The 20,788-nt window shown below is 73.6% G+C and carries 15 protein-coding genes; 3 read left to right on the top strand and 12 right to left on the bottom strand.

What is annotated here, in order from left to right:
- Nucleotides 1-33: 33 nt before the first annotated feature.
- Both ACW14Y_RS24215 and ACW14Y_RS24210 read right to left on the bottom strand, forming a co-directional pair.
- Nucleotides 34-1,692: a hypothetical protein gene (locus ACW14Y_RS24215; protein ID WP_456983504.1), complete on the bottom strand. Its 1,659-nt coding sequence runs from the start codon at nucleotides 1,690-1,692 to the stop codon at nucleotides 34-36.
- Nucleotides 1,693-1,735: 43 nt separating this feature from the next.
- Nucleotides 1,736-2,191: a hypothetical protein gene (locus tag ACW14Y_RS24210; RefSeq protein WP_380306472.1), complete on the bottom strand. Its 456-nt coding sequence runs from the start codon at nucleotides 2,189-2,191 to the stop codon at nucleotides 1,736-1,738.
- Nucleotides 2,192-2,666: 475 nt separating this feature from the next.
- On the opposite strand from ACW14Y_RS24210, the gene ACW14Y_RS24205 reads away from it, so the two are divergent.
- Nucleotides 2,667-4,715, top strand: a complete 2,049-nt coding sequence (locus tag ACW14Y_RS24205; RefSeq protein WP_456983502.1) for an FUSC family protein — start codon at nucleotides 2,667-2,669, stop codon at nucleotides 4,713-4,715.
- 79 nt (nucleotides 4,716-4,794) lie between these two features.
- Here the strand turns inward: ACW14Y_RS24205 and ACW14Y_RS24200 are convergent, their stop codons facing one another.
- The 8 genes from ACW14Y_RS24200 to rsmI all read right to left on the bottom strand — a co-directional run bounded on the left by ACW14Y_RS24200 (nucleotide 4,795) and on the right by rsmI (nucleotide 13,580).
- A complete protein-coding gene (locus ACW14Y_RS24200) occupies nucleotides 4,795-6,642 on the bottom strand; it encodes an ABC-F family ATP-binding cassette domain-containing protein (RefSeq protein ID WP_380306476.1) in 1,848 nt (615 codons plus the stop codon).
- Nucleotides 6,643-6,779: 137 nt separating this feature from the next.
- A complete protein-coding gene (locus ACW14Y_RS24195; RefSeq protein ID WP_456983500.1) occupies nucleotides 6,780-7,715 on the bottom strand; it encodes a 4-(cytidine 5'-diphospho)-2-C-methyl-D-erythritol kinase in 936 nt (311 codons plus the stop codon).
- Nucleotides 7,716-7,726: 11 nt separating this feature from the next.
- On the bottom strand, nucleotides 7,727-8,596 hold the full coding sequence (gene rsmA, locus ACW14Y_RS24190) for a 16S rRNA (adenine(1518)-N(6)/adenine(1519)-N(6))-dimethyltransferase RsmA (RefSeq protein ID WP_456983498.1): 870 nt from the start codon (nucleotides 8,594-8,596) through the stop codon (nucleotides 7,727-7,729).
- A gap of 28 nt (nucleotides 8,597-8,624) precedes the next feature.
- The gene (locus ACW14Y_RS24185; protein ID WP_380384791.1) at nucleotides 8,625-9,248 is read right to left on the bottom strand and encodes a Uma2 family endonuclease; all 624 of its coding nucleotides are present in this window, start codon (nucleotides 9,246-9,248) and stop codon (nucleotides 8,625-8,627) included.
- Nucleotides 9,249-9,318: 70 nt separating this feature from the next.
- Complete coding sequence (locus ACW14Y_RS24180; protein ID WP_456983496.1) at nucleotides 9,319-10,197, bottom strand: TatD family hydrolase; 879 nt, start codon at nucleotides 10,195-10,197, stop codon at nucleotides 9,319-9,321.
- Between the two features lie 32 nt (nucleotides 10,198-10,229).
- On the bottom strand, nucleotides 10,230-11,849 hold the full coding sequence (gene metG / locus ACW14Y_RS24175) for a methionine--tRNA ligase (protein WP_380306484.1): 1,620 nt from the start codon (nucleotides 11,847-11,849) through the stop codon (nucleotides 10,230-10,232).
- A gap of 52 nt (nucleotides 11,850-11,901) precedes the next feature.
- Entirely contained in the window at nucleotides 11,902-12,351 is a 450-nt protein-coding gene (locus ACW14Y_RS24170; RefSeq protein WP_380306486.1) for a hypothetical protein, read from the bottom strand.
- Between the two features lie 368 nt (nucleotides 12,352-12,719).
- Nucleotides 12,720-13,580, bottom strand: a complete 861-nt coding sequence (rsmI, locus tag ACW14Y_RS24165) for a 16S rRNA (cytidine(1402)-2'-O)-methyltransferase (RefSeq protein ID WP_266271156.1) — start codon at nucleotides 13,578-13,580, stop codon at nucleotides 12,720-12,722.
- Nucleotides 13,581-13,686: 106 nt separating this feature from the next.
- Here rsmI and ACW14Y_RS24160 point away from each other — a divergent pair, with 106 nt between their 5' ends.
- Together ACW14Y_RS24160 and ACW14Y_RS24155 are read left to right on the top strand one after the other, a co-directional pair.
- On the top strand, nucleotides 13,687-15,618 hold the full coding sequence (locus ACW14Y_RS24160) for a phospholipid carrier-dependent glycosyltransferase (RefSeq protein ID WP_456983493.1): 1,932 nt from the start codon (nucleotides 13,687-13,689) through the stop codon (nucleotides 15,616-15,618).
- A gap of 191 nt (nucleotides 15,619-15,809) precedes the next feature.
- Complete coding sequence (locus ACW14Y_RS24155; RefSeq protein ID WP_456983491.1) at nucleotides 15,810-17,573, top strand: penicillin-binding transpeptidase domain-containing protein; 1,764 nt, start codon at nucleotides 15,810-15,812, stop codon at nucleotides 17,571-17,573.
- Between the two features lie 61 nt (nucleotides 17,574-17,634).
- Here the strand turns inward: ACW14Y_RS24155 and ACW14Y_RS24150 are convergent, their stop codons facing one another.
- Nucleotides 17,635-19,047 carry a glycosyltransferase 87 family protein gene (locus ACW14Y_RS24150; protein WP_380306493.1) on the bottom strand — a complete coding sequence of 471 codons (1,413 nt, stop codon included), beginning with the start codon at nucleotides 19,045-19,047 and terminating at the stop codon, nucleotides 17,635-17,637.
- 196 nt (nucleotides 19,048-19,243) lie between these two features.
- Nucleotides 19,244-20,731, bottom strand: coding sequence for an amino acid permease (locus ACW14Y_RS24145; RefSeq protein ID WP_380306495.1), 1,488 nt, complete (start codon nucleotides 20,729-20,731; stop codon nucleotides 19,244-19,246).
- Between the last annotated feature and the right edge of the window lie 57 nt (nucleotides 20,732-20,788).

The following is a 20,788-nucleotide window of genomic DNA, read 5'->3' as shown; positions in this document are numbered from 1 at the left end:
CGGGAGTTCCAGTGGCCGGGCAGTCGTTCCGGACTACTCAATCACGCCCGGGTTGCTCTTCGGAGTACCGCTGGTCCAGGTCTCCTCGTCCTCGTGCAGGTAGTCGGCCCGGTTGCGGCGGTCGCGCTCGCGCCGCTCGCCCGCGCCGCCCGCCATGCCCGGGGCCATCATGCCGTTCTGGCCCGGCCGCGCCGCGCCCTCGGCGGCCGCCGCACCGGCTGCGGCGGCCCGGTTGCGCAGGCCGCTGCCGCCCGGGGTGAACTCCCCGGCGGCCACCGGTCCCTTCGCCCCGCCGACCACGCCGCCGCCGGTCGAGCTGTAGCCCCGACCACGCGAACCGCCGACCGAACCACCGCCGTGGCCGCCGCCCTGGTGCATCCCGCCACCCGGACCGCCGAAGCCGCCGCCGGCCGACCCGCCGGACCGGCCCTGGGCCTCACGCGCCCCGAAGACCGTGCCGCCGTTGCTCGCGCCGGGACCACCGTTCTTCGTCGGCAGGTTGCCCCCGACGGCGCCGGTCCGGCCAGTGGGCACAGGACCCCCGCCGCTCTTCAGCGGGCCGGTCCCACCGGTAAACGGAGTGGTCCCGCCGAACGGAATCGGCCCTCCGCCGGGGAACCCGCCGGGCCCGCCACCGGGCGTACCCGGGTGCCCGGGACCACCGCCCTGGGGGTACACCGGCGCGGGACCGCCTCCGGGACCCACCGGTCCGGTCTGGCCGGGCAGCGTCGGTACCGTCGGCAGGCTGTCGAGCCCCGTGCCGGGCCGGTCCCCGGGGTGCGTCGGTCCCGTCGGCACCGGACCCGGCGTGTTCGGGTCGCCCGGCAGCGGCGTCGGAGTGCCGTGCCGCGGCGGCACCGGCGTCGGCGTGACGTTCACCGGCGGCGTCGGCCCGGGCGTCACCAGCACCGGCGGACGCGGCGTCACGGTACCGCCGCCGCTCCTGTCACCGCCGGAGGGCGGGTTGTAGCCGCTGCTGGTGTTCCCGCTGCGAGTGCCTCGACTGCTTCCACCGGAGCCGTAACGTCCGCCACCGGACCCCACCGGCACAGCCGTTCCTCCGTCGACCGCCTTCGGCCCGTCACTGGAAGCTCCCGGAAGCTCGGGCATCGTGAGCGAGTTCAGCTTGGTCGTCGCAGCCTCGTACGCCTGCCCCAGCTTCTCCATCTGGTGGATGGCTTCCTGGTGCGCGGTGTCCACCCGCTTCTGCGCCGCCGTGGCCTCCATGTAGGAGACCCAGGTCGGGTCCTCCTTCTTCATGATCGCGTCGGTGGACACGGACGGGTTGCCGAAGCCGGCGATGCTCAACGGCGAAGGCTTGAGGCACGGCTGGGCGGCGTGCCGCTTCACCATGTCGATGTCCTTGCTCGGGACCTCCGGCACGCCGGTCTTAGCGGTGCTCAGAGCCTCCCCGGCCTGCACCATGGCGTCGCCCGCGCCCTTCGAGTACTCGCTGATCATGGACGCCGACTTGTGCAGGTCGCTGGCCCACGACTTGAAGCTCTCGGCGGCCGGCCCCTCCCACTGGATCTGGGTCACATGGGCGGCCAGAGCCTTGCTGAGCTCGTCCAGCACGCGCCCGGCGGCCTTGAGCTGGTTGCCGCGACCGGTCACCTTGGACGGATCGCTGCCGGCCACCATGGACTTGAGCTGCGGATGATTGATTCCTTCGAAATTCGTTCCGCCCGCCATCAGTTGTCCCCCGTCCCGGCCGAACCCTCAGACATGCGCACCATCAGTAGTCACCGCTCTTCGACCCCGGGCCGCCGTCCGCGCCCTTCGCGACCGCGTTGACCGCCGCCGTCTGGTGCTCCTCGTTGTTGCCGTAGCCGCCCGCCGTCTGCGCGACCGCCTTGCTCATCCTGTCGATCTGCTCCGCGAACGACTTCGAGAGCTGCGCGATCGCCGCGTGCGTCTTCTCGTACGCGGCGATCAGGTCCGCGGACTCGTGGAACCCACTACCGAGGTTGCCGGCGAGCAGCTTCTGTTCCTTGATCTTGTGCTGCGCCGCCTCGGAGCCTTCCAGCGAGGCCAGCAGCGCGTCGACCTTCTTCTTGAAGTTGGTCAGCGTGTCGAGCTCGATCTTGACGTCCTTGGAGCCGAACGCCGCCACCAGCGCGTTGGCGCTGACGTCGACCTGGACCTGGCCGACCACGCGACCGATCCAACTGTTGCTCAGCGTCCACGGCATCACTTCACCGTCGGGGCCATCGGCCCAGCCCGCACCGCCCGGTCCAGCCTCGCCTGGCACAGCAATCCACCTCTCCCCCGTGCACGGCGCGGCCCCCGCAGGTCGCCGCACCGCGACACACACCGTCAACTACTCGGTCCTACCGGCCGCACAGGTCGATCACGTCGATCAGGTCGGTCGGATCGGTCCGGCAGAACCGTCCGCCCGTCGGGACGGACGGCGCCTCAATCATCGTAGCCACCGCCCCCGACGGACCGGCAGGGCCCGTGCCCCGCTTGCAAGCGATCGGTACGAACTTGACACGTGCACCCTCGCACGGCCCGCCGAGGGGATCGGCGGCCGCCGTTAGACTGACCTGGTCCGGTCGGACCGGACGAGACCTCCACTGCCGCGCAGCGTCGCACAGCAGCGCCCCGGGCCGCCGCCCAGCCCCGCACTCGCCGGGCCCGGCCCCGCCGTGGATCGGACGCCCCGCATGTCCCCCAACACCCCCAACACCCCGAACGCCTCCGCCACCCCCGTCACCCCCGCCACCCCCTGGTGGGCCCGGGCCGCCCGCCCGGCCCGGCCGCCGCTGCCGTGGGCGCCGATGGCCCGCGCCGCGCTCGCCATGGCGCTGGCGCTGGCCGCCGGACTGCTGGCACACCGGGTGGACCTCGGGGTGTTCGCCGGACTGGGTGCGATGCACGCGACGATGAACGACCGCGTCGAGCCGGTCCGGCTGCGGGCCCGCCGGATCGCCACCGCCGTACCGGCCTCGGCGCTCGGCATGCTGATCGGCAGCGCGCTCCAGCACGCCCAGGTCGGCGCGCTCGCCCTGGGCGCCGGGCTGACGCTGACGGCGTTCGTCTCCGGCGCGCTGAGTGCGACGGGCCCGCGCGGTTCGGCGGCGGGGCTGCTGCTGCTCGTCTCGGCCACGCTCGGGAGCGGGATGCCGCTGCCGCACCCCTGGTGGGCCGCCGCGGCGGTGCTGCCGGCGGGTGCGGTGCTGGTGCTGCTGCTCGGTGTGCCCCTGCGCGGCCGCCGCCGGGCCCCCGGCGCCGACCCGGCCGTGTGCGCGCTCGCCGCCGTGTACGACGCGCTCGGCCGGATGCTCGCGGACCTGGGGACTCCGCAGGGGTCGGCGTCTCGCCAAGTGCTGACCGCCCGTCTGAACCAGCTCCAGGACGTGCTCCCGCCCCTGCCCCGCCACCCACGGAACCCGCCCGCGCCCTACACCGGCACCGGCACCGGCACCGGCACCGGCACCGAACCTGGCACCGCGCCCGACACCGACACCGCACCCGACACCGCCGCCCACCGCGTCCACACGATGTACCGGGCCGCGCTCGCCGCCACCGAGGCCGCCACCGGCCTGCTGTGGGCCTGGCGGCCGGTGCCGCCCGAGGTGGCCGCCGTGCCCGGCCTGCTCGCCCGCGCGGTGGAGCGCGGCTCCGTCGAGGTACCGGTGCCGGTGCCGGACTGGTCGCCGGACACGCCGTCCCGCCAGGCCCTGGACGCGGCACTGCGCGCGGCCGCGGCGACGGTCGCGGGCCGGGAGGCCGTACTGAGCACGGCTCCCGCGCCCCCGCCGGACCCGTGGCGGCTGCGGGTGCGGCTGGTCTCGCCCGGAGCGGCCCGCTACGGGGCGCGGCTGGCGCTGTGCATCGCGGTGGGAGCGGCGCTGACGGCCGCGCTGCCGCTGAGCCGGAGCTACTGGGTGCCGATGACGATCGCCTTCGTCCTGAAGCCGGACCTCGGCTCGGTGTTCCTGCGTTCGGTGAGCCGTGCGGTGGGGACGGTGCTGGGGGTGGCGGTGACGGCGGCGGTGCTGTCGCTGGCTCCCGGTCCGTGGGCGCTGGTCGCGATCGCCGCGCTCTGCGTGGCCCTGCTGCCGTACGCGACGGCGGCGCACTACGGGCTGAACACCGTGGTGATGACACCGATGGCGCTGGTCCTGCTGCAACTGGGCGGGCAGGACGGCGCGGCCGAGTTCTGGCCCCGCGTCCTGGACACCGTGCTGGCCAGCGCGATCGTGCTGCTGTTCGGCCATCTGCTCTGGCCGGAACGGCCGCGGCACCGGATCGAGCCGCGGCTGGTGTCCGCGGCGGCGGCGCTGAAGGCCTATCTGGCCTCGGTGGTGCGGCAGGACGGGCCGGAGCCCCGGTCCGAGGTGTGGCTGCGGCGGACGGCCTACCGGGCGCTCGCGGACGCCCGCGCGGAGGTGGAGCAGGGGCTGGCCGAGCCGCCGCCGACGGGCCGGCACGCGGCCGAGTGGCTGCCCGCGACGGCCGCGCTGGAGCGGCTGAGCGGTGCGGTGGCGGCGTTCGCGGCGCAGCGCCGGTACGGCGGGCGGGTGCCGGAGCCGGCGGAGGTGGAGCGGGTCGGCCGGGCGCTGGACGAACTGACGGCCGCGGCGCGCGCGCACCGTCCGCCGACCGGGGCGGCGGCGCGGCCGACCCGGCCGCACGACCCGTCGCGCAGCGCGCTGGGCCGGGCGGCGGACGAGCTGGACACCCTGCTCGCCGGCCGCCCGCCGCGCTGAACCGACCGCCCCGGCCGGGGCCCCGGCCCCCGGGCCCCCGGGCCCCGGAGACCCCGAGCCCCGGAGACCCCGCTCCCGGTCAGACCTGCTCGGCCAGCTCCAGCCAGGTCATCTCCAGCTCCTCCTTCTCCTCCCGGACCGCCCGCAGCTGGCTGTCCAGCTCGGCGACCTTGGAGAAGTCGGCGGCGTGCTCGGCGAGCTGGGAGTGCAGCTTGGACTCCTTCTGGTCCAGCTTGGCGATCTGGCGCTCCAACTTCTGCAGCTCCTTCTTCGCCGCCCGCAGGTCGCCGCCCGACAGCGCGGACGCCGAGTCCTCCGCGCCGCCCGCGGCGGCACCGGTCGCGCCGGAGGCCACCGCGGCAGCGGCCGACGCGGCCGAAGCGGCGGCGGCCGCCATCGCGGCCCGGCGCTGCAGGTACTCGTCGACGCCGTTCGGCAGCATCCGCATCCGCCGGTCACCGAGCAGCGCGTACGTCACGTCGGTGGTCCGCTCGATGAAGAAGCGGTCGTGGCTGATGACGATCATCGAACCGGGCCAGCCGTCGAGGAGGTCCTCCAGCTGGTTCAGCGTCTCGATGTCGAGGTCGTTGGTGGGCTCGTCGAGGAACAGCACGTTGGGCTCGTCCATCAGCAGCCGGAGCAGCTGGAGCCGGCGCCGCTCACCGCCGGACAGGTCGCCGACCGGCGTCCACTGCTTGTCCTTGCCGAAGCCGAACTGCTCGCACAGCTGGCCGGCGCTCATCTCCCGGCCCTTGCCGAGGTCGACCCGGGAGCGGACCTGCTCGACGGCCTGCAGCACCCGGGTGGTCGGCTCCAGCTCGGCGACCTCCTGGGAGAGGTACGCCAGCCGCACCGTCTTGCCGACCTTGACCACGCCGGAGTCGGGCTGGACGTCGCCCTCCGAGGTGTAGGCGTCGCGCAGCGCCCGCAGCAGCGAGGTCTTGCCGGCGCCGTTGACGCCGAGCAGGCCGATCCGGTCGCCGGGGCCGAGCTGCCAGGTGACGTCCTCCAGCAGCAGCTTCGGGCCGGCCTTCACCGTGATGTTCTCGACCTCGAAGACGGTCCTGCCCAGGCGCGCGTTGGCGAACTTCATCAGCTCGCTCTTGTCGCGCGGCTCGGGGACGTCGGCGATGAGCGCGTTGGCGGCCTCGATCCGGTAGCGCGGCTTGGAGGTGCGGGCCGGGGCGCCGCGGCGCAGCCAGGCGAGCTCCTTGCGGGCCAGGTTCTGGCGCTTCTGCTCCTCGGTGGCCTCGATCCGGGAGCGCTCGGCGCGCGCGAAGACGTAGTCGGAGTAGCCGCCCTCGTACTCGTGCACCGAGCCGTGCTGGACGTCCCACATCCGGGTGCAGACCTGGTCGAGGAACCAGCGGTCGTGGGTGACGCAGACGAGCGCGGAGCGGCGGTTCTGGAGGTGCTGGGCCAGCCAGGCGATGCCCTCGACGTCGAGGTGGTTGGTGGGCTCGTCGAGCACGATGAGGTCGGGCGAGCCGAGCAGCAGCTTGGCGAGGGCGATCCGGCGGCGCTCACCACCGGAGAGCGGGCCGATGACGGTGTCCAGGCCGTCGGGGAAGCCGGGCAGGTCGAGGCCGCCGAAGAGGCCCTCGATGATGTCGCGGATGCGGGAGTCGCCGAGCCACTCGTGGTCGGCGCGGCCGGCGATCACCTCGTGCCGGATGGTGGCGTCCGGGTCCAGCGAGTCGTGCTGGGTGAGGACGGCCATCTCCACCCCGCCGACGTGGGTGATCCGCCCGCCGTCCGGCTCCTCCAGCTTGGCGAGCATCCGGATCAGGGTGGTCTTGCCGTCCCCGTTGCGTCCGACGACGCCGATCCGGTCCCCCTCGCTGACGCCGAGGCTGACCCCGTCCAGAAGGGCCCGGGTGCCGTACACCTTCGTGACGGACTCGATGGTGGCGAGATTGACGGCCACGTGTGCTGCGCTCCTGGGTTCGACGGTCCGGGCTCGGGCGGAGGTCCGGATCCTCCCCAGCCTAGTGGGCCCGCCCCGGCTCCCCTCCCGCCCGAGCCGGCGGCCGCCGCCGCCCCGCCGCTCGGTCCGCTGCCCCGCTACTCCGCTGCGGTCACCGCCGCGCCGGGCACCGGCCCGTACGTGGCGTGCGCGGCCCGGCAGTTGCCGGAGGCCCGCAGCGCGGCCGCGACGGCCTCGGCGGCGTCGGCGTCCTTGGCCAGGAAGGCACAGGTCGGCCCGGAGCCGGAGACCAGGGCGCCGATCGCGCCGGCCTCGGTGCCGGCCCGCAGGGTGGCGGCGAGGGCGGGGCGCAGCGACAGGGCGGCCGGCTGGAGGTCGTTGGTCAGCGCGGCGGCCAGGGCGACGGCGTCGCCGTCGGCGAGGGCCGCGAGCAGCGCGGGGTCGGCCTCGGGGGTGGCCACCTCGGTGTCGGCGGAGCCGGTGCCGGCCTCCTCGCGCAGGCGGTCGCACTCGCGGAAGACCGAGGGCGTCGACAGGCCGCCCTCGGCGACGGCGAAGACCCAGTGGTAGCTGCCGGCGACGGGCAGCGGCTCCAGGATCTCGCCCCGGCCGCGGCCCAGGGCGACGCCGCCGACCAGGGCGAACGGTACGTCCGAGCCGAGTTCGGCGGCGAGCTCCAGCAGCACCTCGACGGGTGTGCCGAGCTCCCACAGGGCGTCGCAGGCGACCAGCGCGGCCGCGCCGTCCGCGCTGCCGCCGGCCATGCCGCCGGCCACCGGGATGGCCTTGGCGATGTGCAGGTGGACGTCGGTCGCGGCGAGGCCGTGGTGGGCGGCGAGCAGCCGGGCGGCGCGGGCGGCGAGGTTGCTGTCGTCCAGCGGCACCGCGTCGGCGTCCGGTCCGGCGCAGCTGAGGGTGACGCCCGTGCCGGGTTCGCCGGCCGTCGCGGTCACCTCGTCGCCGAGGGCGACCGCGAAGAAGACGTTGGCCAGGTCGTGGAAGCCGTCGGCGCGCAGTCCGCCGACCCCGAGCTGGACGTTGACCTTGGCGGGCACGCGTACCGTGACGGTCACTGGGAAACCCTCTACTCCGGCTTGTGTTCGGCGATGGCGGCGAACTGCTCGACGGTGAGCATCTCGCCGCGCAGCTTGTGGTCGATCCCGGCGGCGGCGAGCGCCTGCTCGGCCCCGGCGGCGGAGCCGGCCCAGCCGGCCAGCGCGGCCCGCAGGGTCTTGCGGCGCTGGGCGAACGCGGCGTCGACGACCGCGAACACCTCCTCGCGGCTCGCGGTGGTGCTCGGCGGGTCGTGGCGGACCAGCGAGACCAGCCCGGAGTCGACGTTGGGGGCGGGCCAGAAGACGTTGCGGCCGATCGCGCCGGCCCGCTTCACCTCGGCGTACCAGTTGGCCTTGACCGAGGGGACGCCGTAGACCTTGTTGCCCGGCTTGGCGGCGAGCCGGTCGGCGACCTCGCTCTGCACCATGACCAGGGTCCGCTCGATGCTGGGGAAGGTGGCGAGCATGTGCAGCAGCACCGGCACGGCCACGTTGTACGGCAGGTTGGCGACGAGCGCGGTCGGCGCCGGACCGGGCAGCTCGGTGACCAGCATGGCGTCGCTGAACACCAGGTCGAAGGAGTCGACCTGGCCCGGCATCCGGGCGGCCACGGTGTCCGGCAGGTGGCGGGCCAGCACCGGGTCGATCTCGACCGCGGTGACGTGCCGGGCGACCTCCAGCAGCGCGAGGGTCAGCGACCCGAGCCCGGGCCCGACCTCGACCACCGTGTCCTCGCCGGTCACCTCCGCGGCCCGGACGATCCGCCGCACGGTATTGCCGTCGATGACGAAGTTCTGCCCGCGCTGCTTGGTCGGCCGAACGCCGAACGCTTCCGCCAGCGCCCGGATGTCCGCGGCGCCGAGCAGGTGTTTGTCAGAGGTGGGTTCGGTGGTGCTCACCCGCCAAGGATACGGGCGCCCCGCCCCCTCACAGCTCGACGACCGCCGCGAGGTCGATCTCGACGGGGTACGGCACCGCAGTCTTCAGCACGCCCTCGTGCTGGGCGACGGGCAGGTAGACGCCCTTCTCCTCGTCCCGGTGGAACTCGTGGACGATCGGCAGGTCGTCGACGCCGCGCTCGACCCGCCAGTAGTAGGGGATGTTCTTCTCGGCGTACTGCCCGGGCTTGCGGAAGCGGTCGTTGGCCCGGGTGCCGTGCGAGACGACCTCGACCGTGAGCACCACGTTCCGGGGCGGGAGGCACTCCAGCTCGAAGACGTCGATGCCGGTCTTGTCGAACACGACCACGTCCGGCTTGGTCGTGTTGGCCTCGTCGAGCAGCACACAGCGCTCGACGTTGGCCGCGTAGGGCGCGACCCGCGCGTTGAACATGGCCATGAAGAGCCGGTCCCGCACCTGGTCGTGCCACTGATTCGTCTGCCCCCGGACCACGATGACTCCGTCCACAAGATCCCAGTCGAACGGCAGATCAAGGTGCTTGGCCTGCTCGTACGTCCGCAGTTGGGACAGCGGGTGCGACGATTCGTGATGATCCTCAACGGGTCCGTCGATCGGCATGGCGGTCATGGCCACCTCCCTCACTGCACTCATGCTAGCCAGCCTAGGAAGCCGCCAGGAGTGCCGAACCGTTTCTCCTGAACCAGATATTCGTTCGACCGGCTCAGTACCCGAACGCCCGCGCCGTGTTCTCCGCGATCGCCGTGGCGAGCTCGTCCTCGTGCAGCCCCAGGGTGTCCGCCATCGAGCGCACCGTGACCGGGATCAGGTACGGCGCGTTGGGGCGGCCGCGGTAGGGGTGCGGGGTGAGGAAGGGGGCGTCGGTCTCGACCAGGACCCGGTCCAGCGGGGTGGCCGCGAGGGCGTCCCGCAGCGGCTGGTTGGCCTTGAAGGTGACCGGGCCGGCGAAGGAGAGGTACCAGCCGTGCTCGGCGCAGACCTTGGCCATCTCCGCGTCGCCGGAGTAGCAGTGGAAGACGGTCCGCTCGGGCGCGCCCTCCTCCAGCAGGACGGCGACGACGTCCTCGTGGGCGTCCCGGTCGTGGATCACCAGGGCCTTGCCGTGCCGCTTGGCCATCGCGATGTGGCGGCGGAACGACTCCTTCTGGATCTCCATGCCCTCCGGACCGGTCCGGAAGTAGTCGAGGCCGGTCTCGCCGACCGCCCGGACGTGCGGCAGCGCCGCGAGCGCGTCGATCTCGGCCAGCGCCGCGTCGAGCGCGGCCTGCCCGCCCGGCTCGCGCCGCTGCCCGGACCACCCGTCGGGGTCGCCGAGGAAGATCCGCGGCGCCTCGTTGGGGTGCAGGGCGACGGCGGCGTGCACCTGCTCGAACCGGGCCGCCAGTTCGGCGGCCCAGCGCGAGCCCGGCACGTCGCAGCCGACCTGGACGACGGTGGCCACCCCGACCGAGGCGGCCTTGGCGAGGCCCTCCTCGGGGGTGCCGGACTGCATGTCCAGATGGGTGTGCGAGTCCGCCACCGCCACCGCCAGCGGGGCCGGCAGCGGCGGCGGGGTGGACCGCTCGTCGTCCTTCTTCGGCATCGGTCGTCCTCCTCCGGCCCCAGGGAGAAACCCTAGGCGGCCGGCTTCTCCTCAAGACGCGGGAACAGGATCTCGCCCTTGGTGACGGTGGAGCCGACCGGCAGCAGGCCCCACTGCGCCGCCTGGGCGACGGTCTGGCCGGCGAGCTCGCCCAGGCCCTCGGCCGCGCCGAGCGAGAGCCAGAGCTTCTCGGCGGTGGCCGGCATCACGGGGTTGAGCAGCACCGCGGTGGCCCGCAGCGACTCGGCCGCCGTGTAGAGGATGGTGGCCAGCCGGTCCCGGCCCTCGGCCGAGTCGTCCTTGGCGACCTTCCAGGGCTCCTGCTCGGTGAGGTAGCCGTTGACCTGCTTGACGAACTCGAAGATCGCCGCGAGCCCGCCGGCGAAGTCCAGCTCCTCGCCGATCTTCCGGTCGGCGGTCGCGACCGCCGCCGCGAGGCCCTCGCTGACGGCCTGCTCGGCGGCGCCCGGCGCCGCGGCGGCCGGCAGCACGCCGTCGAAGTACTTGCCGACCATGGCCGCCACCCGGGAGGCCAGGTTGCCGAAGTCGTTCGCCAGCTCGGAGGTGTACCGGGCGCTGAAGTCCTCCCAGGAGAACGAGCCGTCGGTGCCGAACGGGATCGCCCGCAGGAAGTAGTAGCGGTAGGCGTCCACGCCGAAGTGCGAGGTCAGATCGGTGGGCGAGATGCCGGTCAGGTTGGACTTCGACATCTTCTCGCCGCCGACCATCAGCCAGCCGTTGGCGACGACCCGCTTCGGCAGCGGCAGTCCCGCGGCCATCAGCATCGCGGGCCAGATCACCGCGTGGAAGCGCAGGATGTCCTTGCCGACCAGGTGCACCGAGGCCGGCCACAGCTCGGCGAACCGCTCCGGGTCGGCGCCGTAACCGGCGGCGGTGATGTAGTTCTGCAGCGCGTCCACCCACACGTACAGGACGTGCTTGTCGTCCCAGGGCAGCGGGACGCCCCAGTCGAAGGTGGAGCGGGAGATGGAGAGGTCCTGGAGGCCCTGCTCGACGAAGCGGAGCACCTCGTTGCGGGCCGTCTCGGGGGCGATGAAGCCGGGGTTCTCGGCGTAGAACTCCAGCAGCTTCGGGCCGTACGCGGAGAGACGGAAGAAGTAGTTCTCCTCCTCCAGCCACTCGACCGGCTTCTTGTGGATCGGGCAGAGCTTCTCGTCCTCGGTGGCGCCGTCGAGCAGTTCGGCGGGGAGCTTGTACTCCTCGCAGCCGACGCAGTACGGGCCGGAGTAGCCGCCCTTGTAGATCTCGCCCTTGTCGAACAGGTCCTGGACGAACTCCTGCACCCGGGCGGTGTGCCGCTCCTGGGTGGTGCGGATGAAGTCGTCGTTGGCGATCTCCAGGTGCTGCCAGAGGGGCTTCCACGCCTCCTCGACCAGCTTGTCGCACCACTCCTGCGGGGTGACGCCGTTGGCCTCCGCGGTGCGCAGGATCTTCTGACCGTGCTCGTCGGTGCCGGTCAGGTACCACACCCGCTCGCCGCGCTGGCGGTGCCAGCGGGTCAGTACGTCGCCCGCCACGGTGGTGTACGCGTGGCCCAGGTGGGGGCGATCGTTGACGTAGTAGATCGGGGTGGTGACGTAGTACGCGGGAGTGGTGCTCCCGTTGGTGCTGTGGTCTGCAGTGGCCGCCATGGTCGGCAAGCTTAGTCGGGCCCGGGTCCGGGCCCGACCGCCGCTACCACCGTCAGCCCCGCATCCGCGCCCAGAACCGCGCCCAGCGCCCGCCCGAGGGGGCGGTCCGCACCGGCCGCGCCGCGTCGGCCGGGACGGCCGGCTCCGCGTGCGAGGAGTACCCGGGGGCGTGCTGCCACGGCTGGTCCTGCGCCGAGACCCGGCCCTCGCGCATGATCCGGACGGTGTGGCCGCCGCAGCCCGGGCAGGCCGGCTTGAGCAGCGGCGACGGCACCCGGACTCCGTTGGCGTGGTACTCGAACACGACGCGCCCGTCCCGGGCCACGTGGTGCTCGATGTCGTACGCCTGCTCCCACCCGTACCCGCAGCTCAGGCACACGAAGGAGTAGGCCTCCCGGACGGTCTCGACGGGGGTGTGCGCCGGGCCGCTCGGGCCGGCACTGCTCGGGCCGGGGTCGCTCAGGGCGTTGCCACCGCGGGGGCTACCGATCGTCTCGCTCATAGCCGTCTCCCAGCGCCCGCCGGGCGCTCGCCCGGCTGGGTCTTTCCATCCCAGGAAATGCCCGGAACGTCCCGGGCGATGCCCGCCTTGTGAAGAATTGGAGGGGGGTTGGGAAGCCCTATACGAAAGGGTGGGTCCTGTCCGAGAACCTCGACCGAAGCTTCAGCTCGACGGGTGTTTACCCGGGGCCTTCTCTCCAAGGTACGCGCCCGCGGGCCCGGCGGCACCTCGCCCACGAACCGTGTGTACTCGCAGCTCAGGCGCGTGTCGGGGCGCTTTCCGACCGTTCCCCTGCCGTTCGTCGACCGTTCCCGACCGGATTGCCCGACCCTTCCCGACCGCCTCCCGACCGCCTCCCCGCCGACCGCTCAGCCGGCCCCGCCCGCGGCGGCGTTCTTGGCCGCCACCACCGCGTCGAACACCTCGCGCTTGGGCAGCGAGAGTTCGGCCGCGATCGCCGCGATCGCCTCCTTGCGCCGCTCCCCGGCCTCCTCCCGGACGGCCACCAGCCGGGCCAGCTCGGCCGGGCCCAGCTCCTTCGGCGCGGCCGGCGGCGCGCCCGCCACGACCACCGTGATCTCGCCCCTGACACCCTCGGCCGCCCACGCGGCCAGCTCGCCGAGCGGCCCGCGCTTGACCTCCTCGTAGGTCTTGGTCAGCTCCCGGCACACGGCGGCGGGCCGCTCGGGGCCGAACGCCTCCGCCATCGCGGCGAGCGCCTCCGCGATCCGGTGCGGGGCCTCGAAGAAGACCATGGTGCGCGGCTCGGCGGCGACCGAGGCCAGCTGCCGGGCCCGGTCGCCGGTCTTGCGCGGCAGGAAGCCCTCGAAGGTGAACCGGTCGACCGGCAGACCGGACAGCGCCAGCGCGGTGAGCACCGCGGACGGCCCCGGCACCGCGGTCACCTTGAGGTCGGCGGCCACGGCCGCGGCCACCAGCCGGTAACCGGGGTCGGAGACGGACGGCATCCCGGCGTCGGTGACCAGCAGGACGCGGGCCCCGCCGAGCAGCGCCTCGACGAGCTCGGGGGTGCGCCCGACCTCGTTGCCCTCGAAGTAGGAGACCACCCGCCCGGCCGGGGTCACCCCGAGTGCCTGGGTGAGCCGGCGCAGCCGCCGGGTGTCCTCGGCCGCGATGACGTCCGCCGAGGCCAGCTCGGTGAGCAGCCTGGGCGGGGCGTCCGCGACGTCGCCGATGGGGGTTCCTGCCAGTACGAGTACACCTGTCACGGACCCCATCCTTCCAGCAACCGGCCGCCGGGCGCTTTTGGTGATGTTTCGGGCAGCTTCGGAGGGAGCGGTCCCCGCGTCATGACGCACCCCTACCATGTGGCGGATGAACGGCGACACGGCGGCGCAGACGCCCACTGGTACAGACCTCACCGCGCGGGGTGGCGTCGGCGGGCCGGTCCTGGCGGACCAGCCGTCGCCCGCCCTGCCGGGCCCGCGCGACCCGGCCGGCGGGGCCGTCGACGGCGGTCCCGACGCTCCGGACGGCCCCAGCGGCCCGGACGAACCCGGCGGCCCCGCCCCGGACGCCCCGGACGGCTCCATACCCGCCCCGCCCCCGCCGCGCCCCGCCTGGCTGCGCGGCCTGGCCCGGTTCGGCTACGCCCCGGCCCCCGCCGCGACGACGGCCGAGCGCCTGGTCCCGCCGATGCCGGACGGCCCGGGCGTCACCCCGAAGCGGGTGCCGCCGTCCCCGCTGCTGCTCCGGCTCGGCCTCGCCCTTCCGGAGCCGCTGTGGTCCTGGCTCTGCCGCTGGGCCGGCTGGCTCGGCCCGCTCGCGGTGACGCTGTTCGCCGGCGTGCTGCGGTTCACCGACCTGGGCTCGCCGAACGCGATCGTCTTCGACGAGACGTACTACGCCAAGGACGCCTACGCGCTCTGGCACGGCGGCTACGAGATCAGCTGGCCGGACGGCGCCAACGAGCAGATCATGGCCGGCGGCCCGGTCCCCTACCGGTCGAACCCCTCGTACGTGGTGCACCCGCCGGTCGGCAAGTGGATCATCGGCGCCGGTGAGCAGCTGTTCGGGATGAACCCCTTCGGCTGGCGGTTCGCGGTGGCGCTGCTCGGCACCCTGTCGGTCCTGATGCTGGCGAGGATCGCCCGCCGGCTGTTCCGCTCGACCCTGCTGGGCTGCGTGGCGGGCCTGCTGCTCGCCGTGGACGGCCTGCACTTCGTGATGAGCCGGTCCGCGCTGCTGGACCTGGTGGTGATGTTCTGGATCGTCGCCGCCTTCGGCTTCCTGCTGCTGGACCGCGACCGCACCCGGGCCCGGATCGCGGCCCGGCTGACCGCGCTCGGCGACGGCGGCCCGGACGCGGGGATCGCCCACCGGCTCAACCTGGGCTGGCGCCCGTACCGCGTCGCGGCCGGCGTCTGCGTCGGTCTGACCTGCGCGACCAAGTGGAGCGGCCTGTACGTGGCGGCCGCCTTCGGCCTGCTGACGGTGCTGTGGGACGCGGGCTCGCGCCGGCTGGCCGGGGCCGACCACCCCTACCGGTGGACCCTGGTCCGGGACGCGGTGCCGGCCTTCGTCTCGCTCGTGGTCGTCCCGGTGGCCGTCTACATCGCCTCCTGGTGGGGCTGGTTCGCCAGCAGCACGGTGCCGAACCAGGGCGGCTACGGCCGGGACTGGGCGGTCGGCCGCTCCACCGACTTCCCGTGGATCCCGGAGGGCCTGCGCGCGCTCTGGCACTACCACTCGACGGTCTACGACTTCCACACCCACCTGAGCGACCCGCACACCTACCAGTCGAACCCCTGGAGCTGGCTGGTGCTGGGCCGGCCGGTGTCGTTCTTCTACGAGTCGCCGAAGCAGGGCACGGCCGGCTGCACGGTGAGCGAGTGCGCCCGCGAGGTGCTCGGCATCGGCACCCCGCTGCTCTGGTGGACCGGTGTGATCGCCCTGGTCTACTGCCTGTGGCGGTGGGCGGCCCGGCGCGACTGGCGGGCCGGCGCGGTGCTCTGCGGCCTGGCCGCCGGCTACCTGCCCTGGTTCGCCTACCAGCAGCGGACGATCTTCCTGTTCTACGCGGTCTGCTTCGTGCCCTTCCTGGTGCTCGCGGTGACCATGCTGCTCGGCGCGCTGGTCGGACCCGCCGGGGCCTCCCGGGACCGCCGGATCATCGGCGGGGCGGCGGCCGGCCTGGTGGTGCTGCTGATCATGTGGAACTTCCTCTTCTTCCACCCCCTGTACACCGGCGAGACGATCCCGATGGAGGACTGGCGCAAGCGGATGTGGTTCAACACCTGGATCTGACGGCGGGGCGCGCCGGGGGCGGTGCCGGGCGGCGGAGCGTACCGGAGTGGTGCGCGACACGTACCAGATCCGTCACAAGACCCCGTCCTTTCGCCGGGGCACGGAGTCGGCCTGCCTAGGCTGGACCCCGAACGCGCATCCGGCCACGTCCGGCTGCGGCCCGACCGCCTGACCCTTGGGGGAACATCACCATGCGCAATGGCGCGAAGACCGGCCTCATCACCGGCGTGGCCGTCGCCGTGCTCGCCGCGGGCGGCTACGGGGCGTACAGCCTCGTCGGCGGCTCCGACGACAAGGACGCCCCGGCCGCCAAGAAGGCGCGCACGGTGGTCGCCGAGCCCCCGAGCGCCGAGCAGGCGACCGCCGGCACCAAGGACTTCCTGGACGCGTGGGCGGCCGGCGACCTCGCCAAGGCGGCCTCGCTGACCGACGACCCGGCGGGCGCGACCACCGCGCTGACCGCGTTCCGGGACCAGGTGAAGCCGAGCGGGCTCACCCTGACCCCGGCCGGCCCGGCCACCCCGGCGGCGTTCGCCTCGGCCACCGGCACCCCGAGCACCGCCGCCAAGCCCCCGGCCACCACCCCGGCCCCCGGCGCCACCGACTCGCCGTCGGCCACCGCCCCGGCCACCCCGGCCGCCCCGACCGGCGTGCTGATGGGCTTCAAGGCCCGCGCCGAGTTCGAGGGCACCAACCGGGTCTGGGACTACAGCGGCTTCCTGAGCGTCGTGAAGATGAGCGACAACACCCCGGCCGTGCACTGGGCGCCCTCGGTGATCCACCCGCACCTGGCCCCCGGCGAGACGATCGCCGTGCAGCCGCTGCCCCCGATCGCCGGCAACGTGGTGGACCGCAACAACAAGCCGCTGACCGGCGCCTCGATCACCCCGCTGATCCCGACCCTGCAGGCCAAGGTCGCCAAGCTGCTCGCGGACCAGAACAAGGACCAGAGCGACAACGGCACCGGCGTGGTGATCACCAACGCGGCCGACCAGAACAGCGTGCCCGACCGGCTGTTCACCATCGTCGACCCGAAGCCCCCGAAGCCGTTCAAGCTGACCATCGACAACACCCTGCAGGCCGCCGCCGAGAAGGCGATGACCGACCTGGGCGGCAAGAAGGGCTCGATCGTCGCCATCGAGCCCAGCACCGGTCAGGTGCTGGCCTTCGCCAACGCGCCGGTCACCGGTCTGAACCGGGCCTTCCAGGGCCAGCTCGCCCCGGGTTCGACGCTGAAGATCCTCACCTCCACCGCCCTGCTGGAGGCCGGGGTCAACCCGGACACCCCGGTGGCCTGCCCGACCCTGAGCAGCAACCCGAAGAAGATCCCGAACTCGTTCCCCGACGCGTACCCGAACAACACGCTGCAGCAGGACTTCATGATCTCCTGCAACACCGCCTTCATCGACCAGGGCCTGACCAGCCTCAAGCCGGGCGCGCTGACCACCACCGCCAAGGACGTGTACGGCATCGGCCTGAACTGGCAGACCGGTCTGCCCAGCTTCGACGCGGTGGTGCCGGACGCCGGCACCAACAAGGACGAGCAGGCCATGCAGTCGATCGGCCAGGGCAAGGTCCAGATGAACCCGCTGGCCATCGCCTCGATCACGGCCACCGTGCAGAGCGGCTCCTTCAAGCAGCCGATCCTGGTCGCCGAGCTGCCGCAGCAGAAGGCCCCCCGGGACCTCGGCCCCGACGTCGCCGGCAAGCTGCGCCAGATGATGGCCGCCACCGCCACCGGCGGCACCGCCAAGGACGTGATGGCCGGGATCTCCGACAACGCGGGCGCCAAGACCGGCTCGGCCGAGGCCACCGGCATCGCCACCACCAACAGCTGGTTCACCGCCTACCGGGGCAACCTCGCGGTCGCCTCCGAGGTCGAGGGCGGCGGCCACGGCGTGGAGGCGGCCGGCCCCGCCGTCGCCGCGATCATCAAGGCGGCCGGCAACCGCTGACCCCCGAAACGGCGGACCGCGGCCCCGGGCCGACGGACGCCGGAGCCCGACCGGGCCCGTCCTACCGCACCGGCAGGACGGGCCCGGCCCGGTTGAGCAGGCAGGCCGGCCGGAGCGGCGGCCGGGCCCCGCTCCACCGCCGGGCCGCCAGCCGGGGCCAGATCACCAGCACCGCCGGCAGCGCCAGGTACCCGAACCGCCCGGCCGGGGCCAGCATGAAGGCGATCGCCAGCCCGGTGGCCAGCAGATCGGCGGCGGCGATCGCGGAGACCGGCGGCCGGGCCAGCAGCCAGATCGTCACCCCGAGCCCGCCCACGGTCAGCAGCACCAGCGAGGCGGTGTGCCCGGTGGGCCCGAAACCGGCCAGCACCTTGCCGGGCAGCGGGCTGCCGGCCGGTGTCTGGATCGCGGTCAGCCCGAGCGGGAAGCGCACCACCTGGTCGCGCAGCTGCTCGGCCCGGGTCAGCACGTAGGGCACCATCACGGCGCACGCCGCGCCGAGCGCGGTCAGCCCGGCCCGGGCGGCGGGCCGTCGGCCGTAGAGCCGCCAGAGCAGCAGGACGGCCACCGGCAGCGCCGGCCAGACCGTCCACTTCAGCGTCCCGGCCAGGGCCAGCACCAGTCCGGCGGCGATCGTCCGGTCCCGCTCGGCCAGCGCCATCGCCAGACAGCAGAGGCCGATCAGCGGCAGGTCGACCCCGCCGCCGACGAGCGCCAGCGCGACCAGCGGCGAGGCGGTGAGCACGGCCAGCGGCAGCAGCGGGGCGCGGTCCCGGCTCGGCCGCAGCAGCCGCCAGCTCGCCAGCAGACAGACGACGAAGGCCAACGCGAACCAGATCCGGGCGTCGCCGGCCAGCCGGGCGAGGGCGTTGCCGTCGCCGAGCAGCGCCCTCGGCACCCCGAACAGCGACATCGCCGGCAGGTAGGGGTTGTAGTCGGTGACCACCACCGGATCCGGCAGGTAGGGGCTCCCGGTGCTGAAGAGCAGCCGCGCGGAACGCTCGACCACCATCACCTCGGACTGGTGCCGCCCCTGCAGCACGAGGACCACCAGCGGCACCAGGACGGCACCGAGCAGGGCCGCGGCGGCGCCGGCCCGGGCCGCGAGCCGGCGCGGGAGGAGCAGGCAGAACAGCCCGGCGAGCAGGTAGGCGGGGGCCGCGAGGGTGCCCCACAGGCGCTGGTTGGGGAGGTCGGAGACGATCGGGAATCCGGCCGCCCAGCCGGCCGCGACCAGGCAGCCGAGCAACTGGACGCCCCGGTGCCCGGCGAGCCGGGCCGGATTCAGCCGATCGGGCGGGGACGGTGGACCCTCCTCGCCACGCTGGCGGGGGAACGGCGGGTGGCCCCGGTCGCCGGGCGGTCGTCCGGCTCCGATCGGGGGCACGGCCGGAACGGGCGCCGTCGGCGTCGTGCTCCGGCCGGTGGAGCGGCCGCGCGGGCGGGAGAAGCCGGGCGTGCGGGTGCTCACCATGGTGGAAGGTTAGGGCCGGGGGCGGTGCCCTGTCGCCATGCGGAGGACACGAGTGTCCGGCGCCACGGCCCCGGACAGCTGCGGGGGCAGCGGCGGGAGAACGCCCGGGAACAGCCGCGGGAACACCCGTGCGGACATGGACGGGGCCGCCCGGGGAAGGCTGTTCCCCCGGCGGCCCCGTCCACAGCTCGGCCGGTCAGCCGACCGTGGAGCCGGCGTCCGCCCGCTCCGCGGCCCGCTCCAGCTTGGAGTGCTTGATGCTGTAGCCGAAGTACACGGCCACCGCGATCACCAGGGCGACGCCGCCCGCCATGAAGGTGTCCGCGTGCAGCCCGGTGATCAGGTAGACGCAGAAGCCGACGCTGGCCAGCGGGACGACCGGGTAGCCCGGGACACGGAAGCCGCGCGGCAGGTCGGGCTGGGTGCGGCGCAGCACGATCACGCCGATCGAGACCACCGAGAAGGCGATCAGGGTGCCCAGGCTGGTGATGTCGGCCAGCCGCGCCAGCGGGACGAAGGCGGCGAGCACGCCGACGCCCAGGCCGACCACGATGGTGTTCCAGACCGGGGTGCCGGTGCGCGGCGAGAGCTCGGCGAAGCGCTTGGGCAGCATGCCGTCGCGGCCCATCGAGTACAGGATGCGGGTCTGGCCGTAGATGACCACCAGGGTGATCGAGAAGATCGAGACAATGGCGCCGATCGCGAACAGGATGGCGGGCCAGCTCTGGCCGGTGATGTCCTGGAGGATCTGGGCGAGGCCCGCCTCCTGGCCGTCGAACTGCTGCCACGGCTGGGCGCCGATGCCGGCCAGGGCCACCAGGATGTACAGCACGGTGACCACCACCAGCGAGATGATGATCGCCATCGGCAGGGTGCGCCGGGGGTTCTTGACCTCCTCGCCGGCGGTGGACACGGCGTCCAGGCCGATGAAGGAGAAGAAGATGCTGGAGGCCGCGACCTGGACGCCGCCGATGCCCAGCGGCATGAACGGGGTCAGGTTGCCGGAGTGGAAGCCGGTCAGCGCGACCCCGATGAACAGCAGCAGGATCAGGATCTTGACGGCCACCATGGCCGTGTTGACCTTGACCGACTCGCTGACGCCGCGGATCAGCAGGAAGCAGACCATGGCGACCAGCAGCAGCGCCGGCAGGTTGAACCAGTGGGTGTCGTCGGGCGCGCCGGCGATCGCCTCCGGGATCCTGAAGCCGAACGCCAGGTCGAAGAACTTGTTCAGGTACTCGGCCCAGCTGACCGCGATCGCGGAGGCGGAGACGCCGTACTCCATCAGCAGGCAGATGCCGACGGCGAAGGCCACGCCCTCGCCGAGGGTGGCGTAGGCGTAGGAGTAGGAGGACCCGCTGACCGGGATCGCGGAGGCCATCTCGGCGTAGCAGAGCGCGGTGAGGCCGGCGGTGACGGCCGCGATCACGAACGACAGGATGACGGCCGGGCCGGCCGACGGCACGGCGCTGTTCAGCACGAAGAAGATGCCGGTGCCGATGGTGGCGCCGATGCCGATCGCGGACAGCTGCCAGAGCCCGATCGAGCGACGCAGGTGGATGCCGGAACGGCCGCCCTCCTCGGGCGCCCCGGCGGGCGGGCCCTCACGGCCTTCGCTCTCGGCGATCAGGGTGGAGACGGGCTTGCGCCTGAGGAGGCGTGCGCCGAGCGTGTTGGGGGCCAAAGCGGGGGTGTCCTTCTAGGCGGGGGAGGGTGTCCTAGTGGCCGGTCGCTCAACACA

The sequence above is a fragment of the Kitasatospora sp. cg17-2 genome, assembly GCF_054031055.1.
This window is presented reverse-complemented; position numbering and strand designations above follow the sequence as displayed.

Coding starts and splice junctions, on each gene's coding strand:
- ACW14Y_RS24215 (WP_456983504.1), bottom strand. CDS start 1,692: ATGGCGGGCGGAACGAATTTCGAAGGAATCAATCATCCGCAGCTCAAG.
- ACW14Y_RS24210 (WP_380306472.1), bottom strand. CDS start 2,191: ATGCCGTGGACGCTGAGCAACAGTTGGATCGGTCGCGTGGTCGGCCAG.
- ACW14Y_RS24205 (WP_456983502.1), top strand. CDS start 2,667: ATGTCCCCCAACACCCCCAACACCCCGAACGCCTCCGCCACCCCCGTC.
- ACW14Y_RS24185 (WP_380384791.1), bottom strand. CDS start 9,248: ATGAGTGCAGTGAGGGAGGTGGCCATGACCGCCATGCCGATCGACGGA.
- ACW14Y_RS24180 (WP_456983496.1), bottom strand. CDS start 10,197: ATGCCGAAGAAGGACGACGAGCGGTCCACCCCGCCGCCGCTGCCGGCC.
- metG (WP_380306484.1), bottom strand. CDS start 11,849: ATGGCGGCCACTGCAGACCACAGCACCAACGGGAGCACCACTCCCGCG.
- ACW14Y_RS24170 (WP_380306486.1), bottom strand. CDS start 12,351: ATGAGCGAGACGATCGGTAGCCCCCGCGGTGGCAACGCCCTGAGCGAC.
- ACW14Y_RS24160 (WP_456983493.1), top strand. CDS start 13,687: ATGAACGGCGACACGGCGGCGCAGACGCCCACTGGTACAGACCTCACC.
- ACW14Y_RS24155 (WP_456983491.1), top strand. CDS start 15,810: ATGCGCAATGGCGCGAAGACCGGCCTCATCACCGGCGTGGCCGTCGCC.
- ACW14Y_RS24150 (WP_380306493.1), bottom strand. CDS start 19,047: ATGGTGAGCACCCGCACGCCCGGCTTCTCCCGCCCGCGCGGCCGCTCC.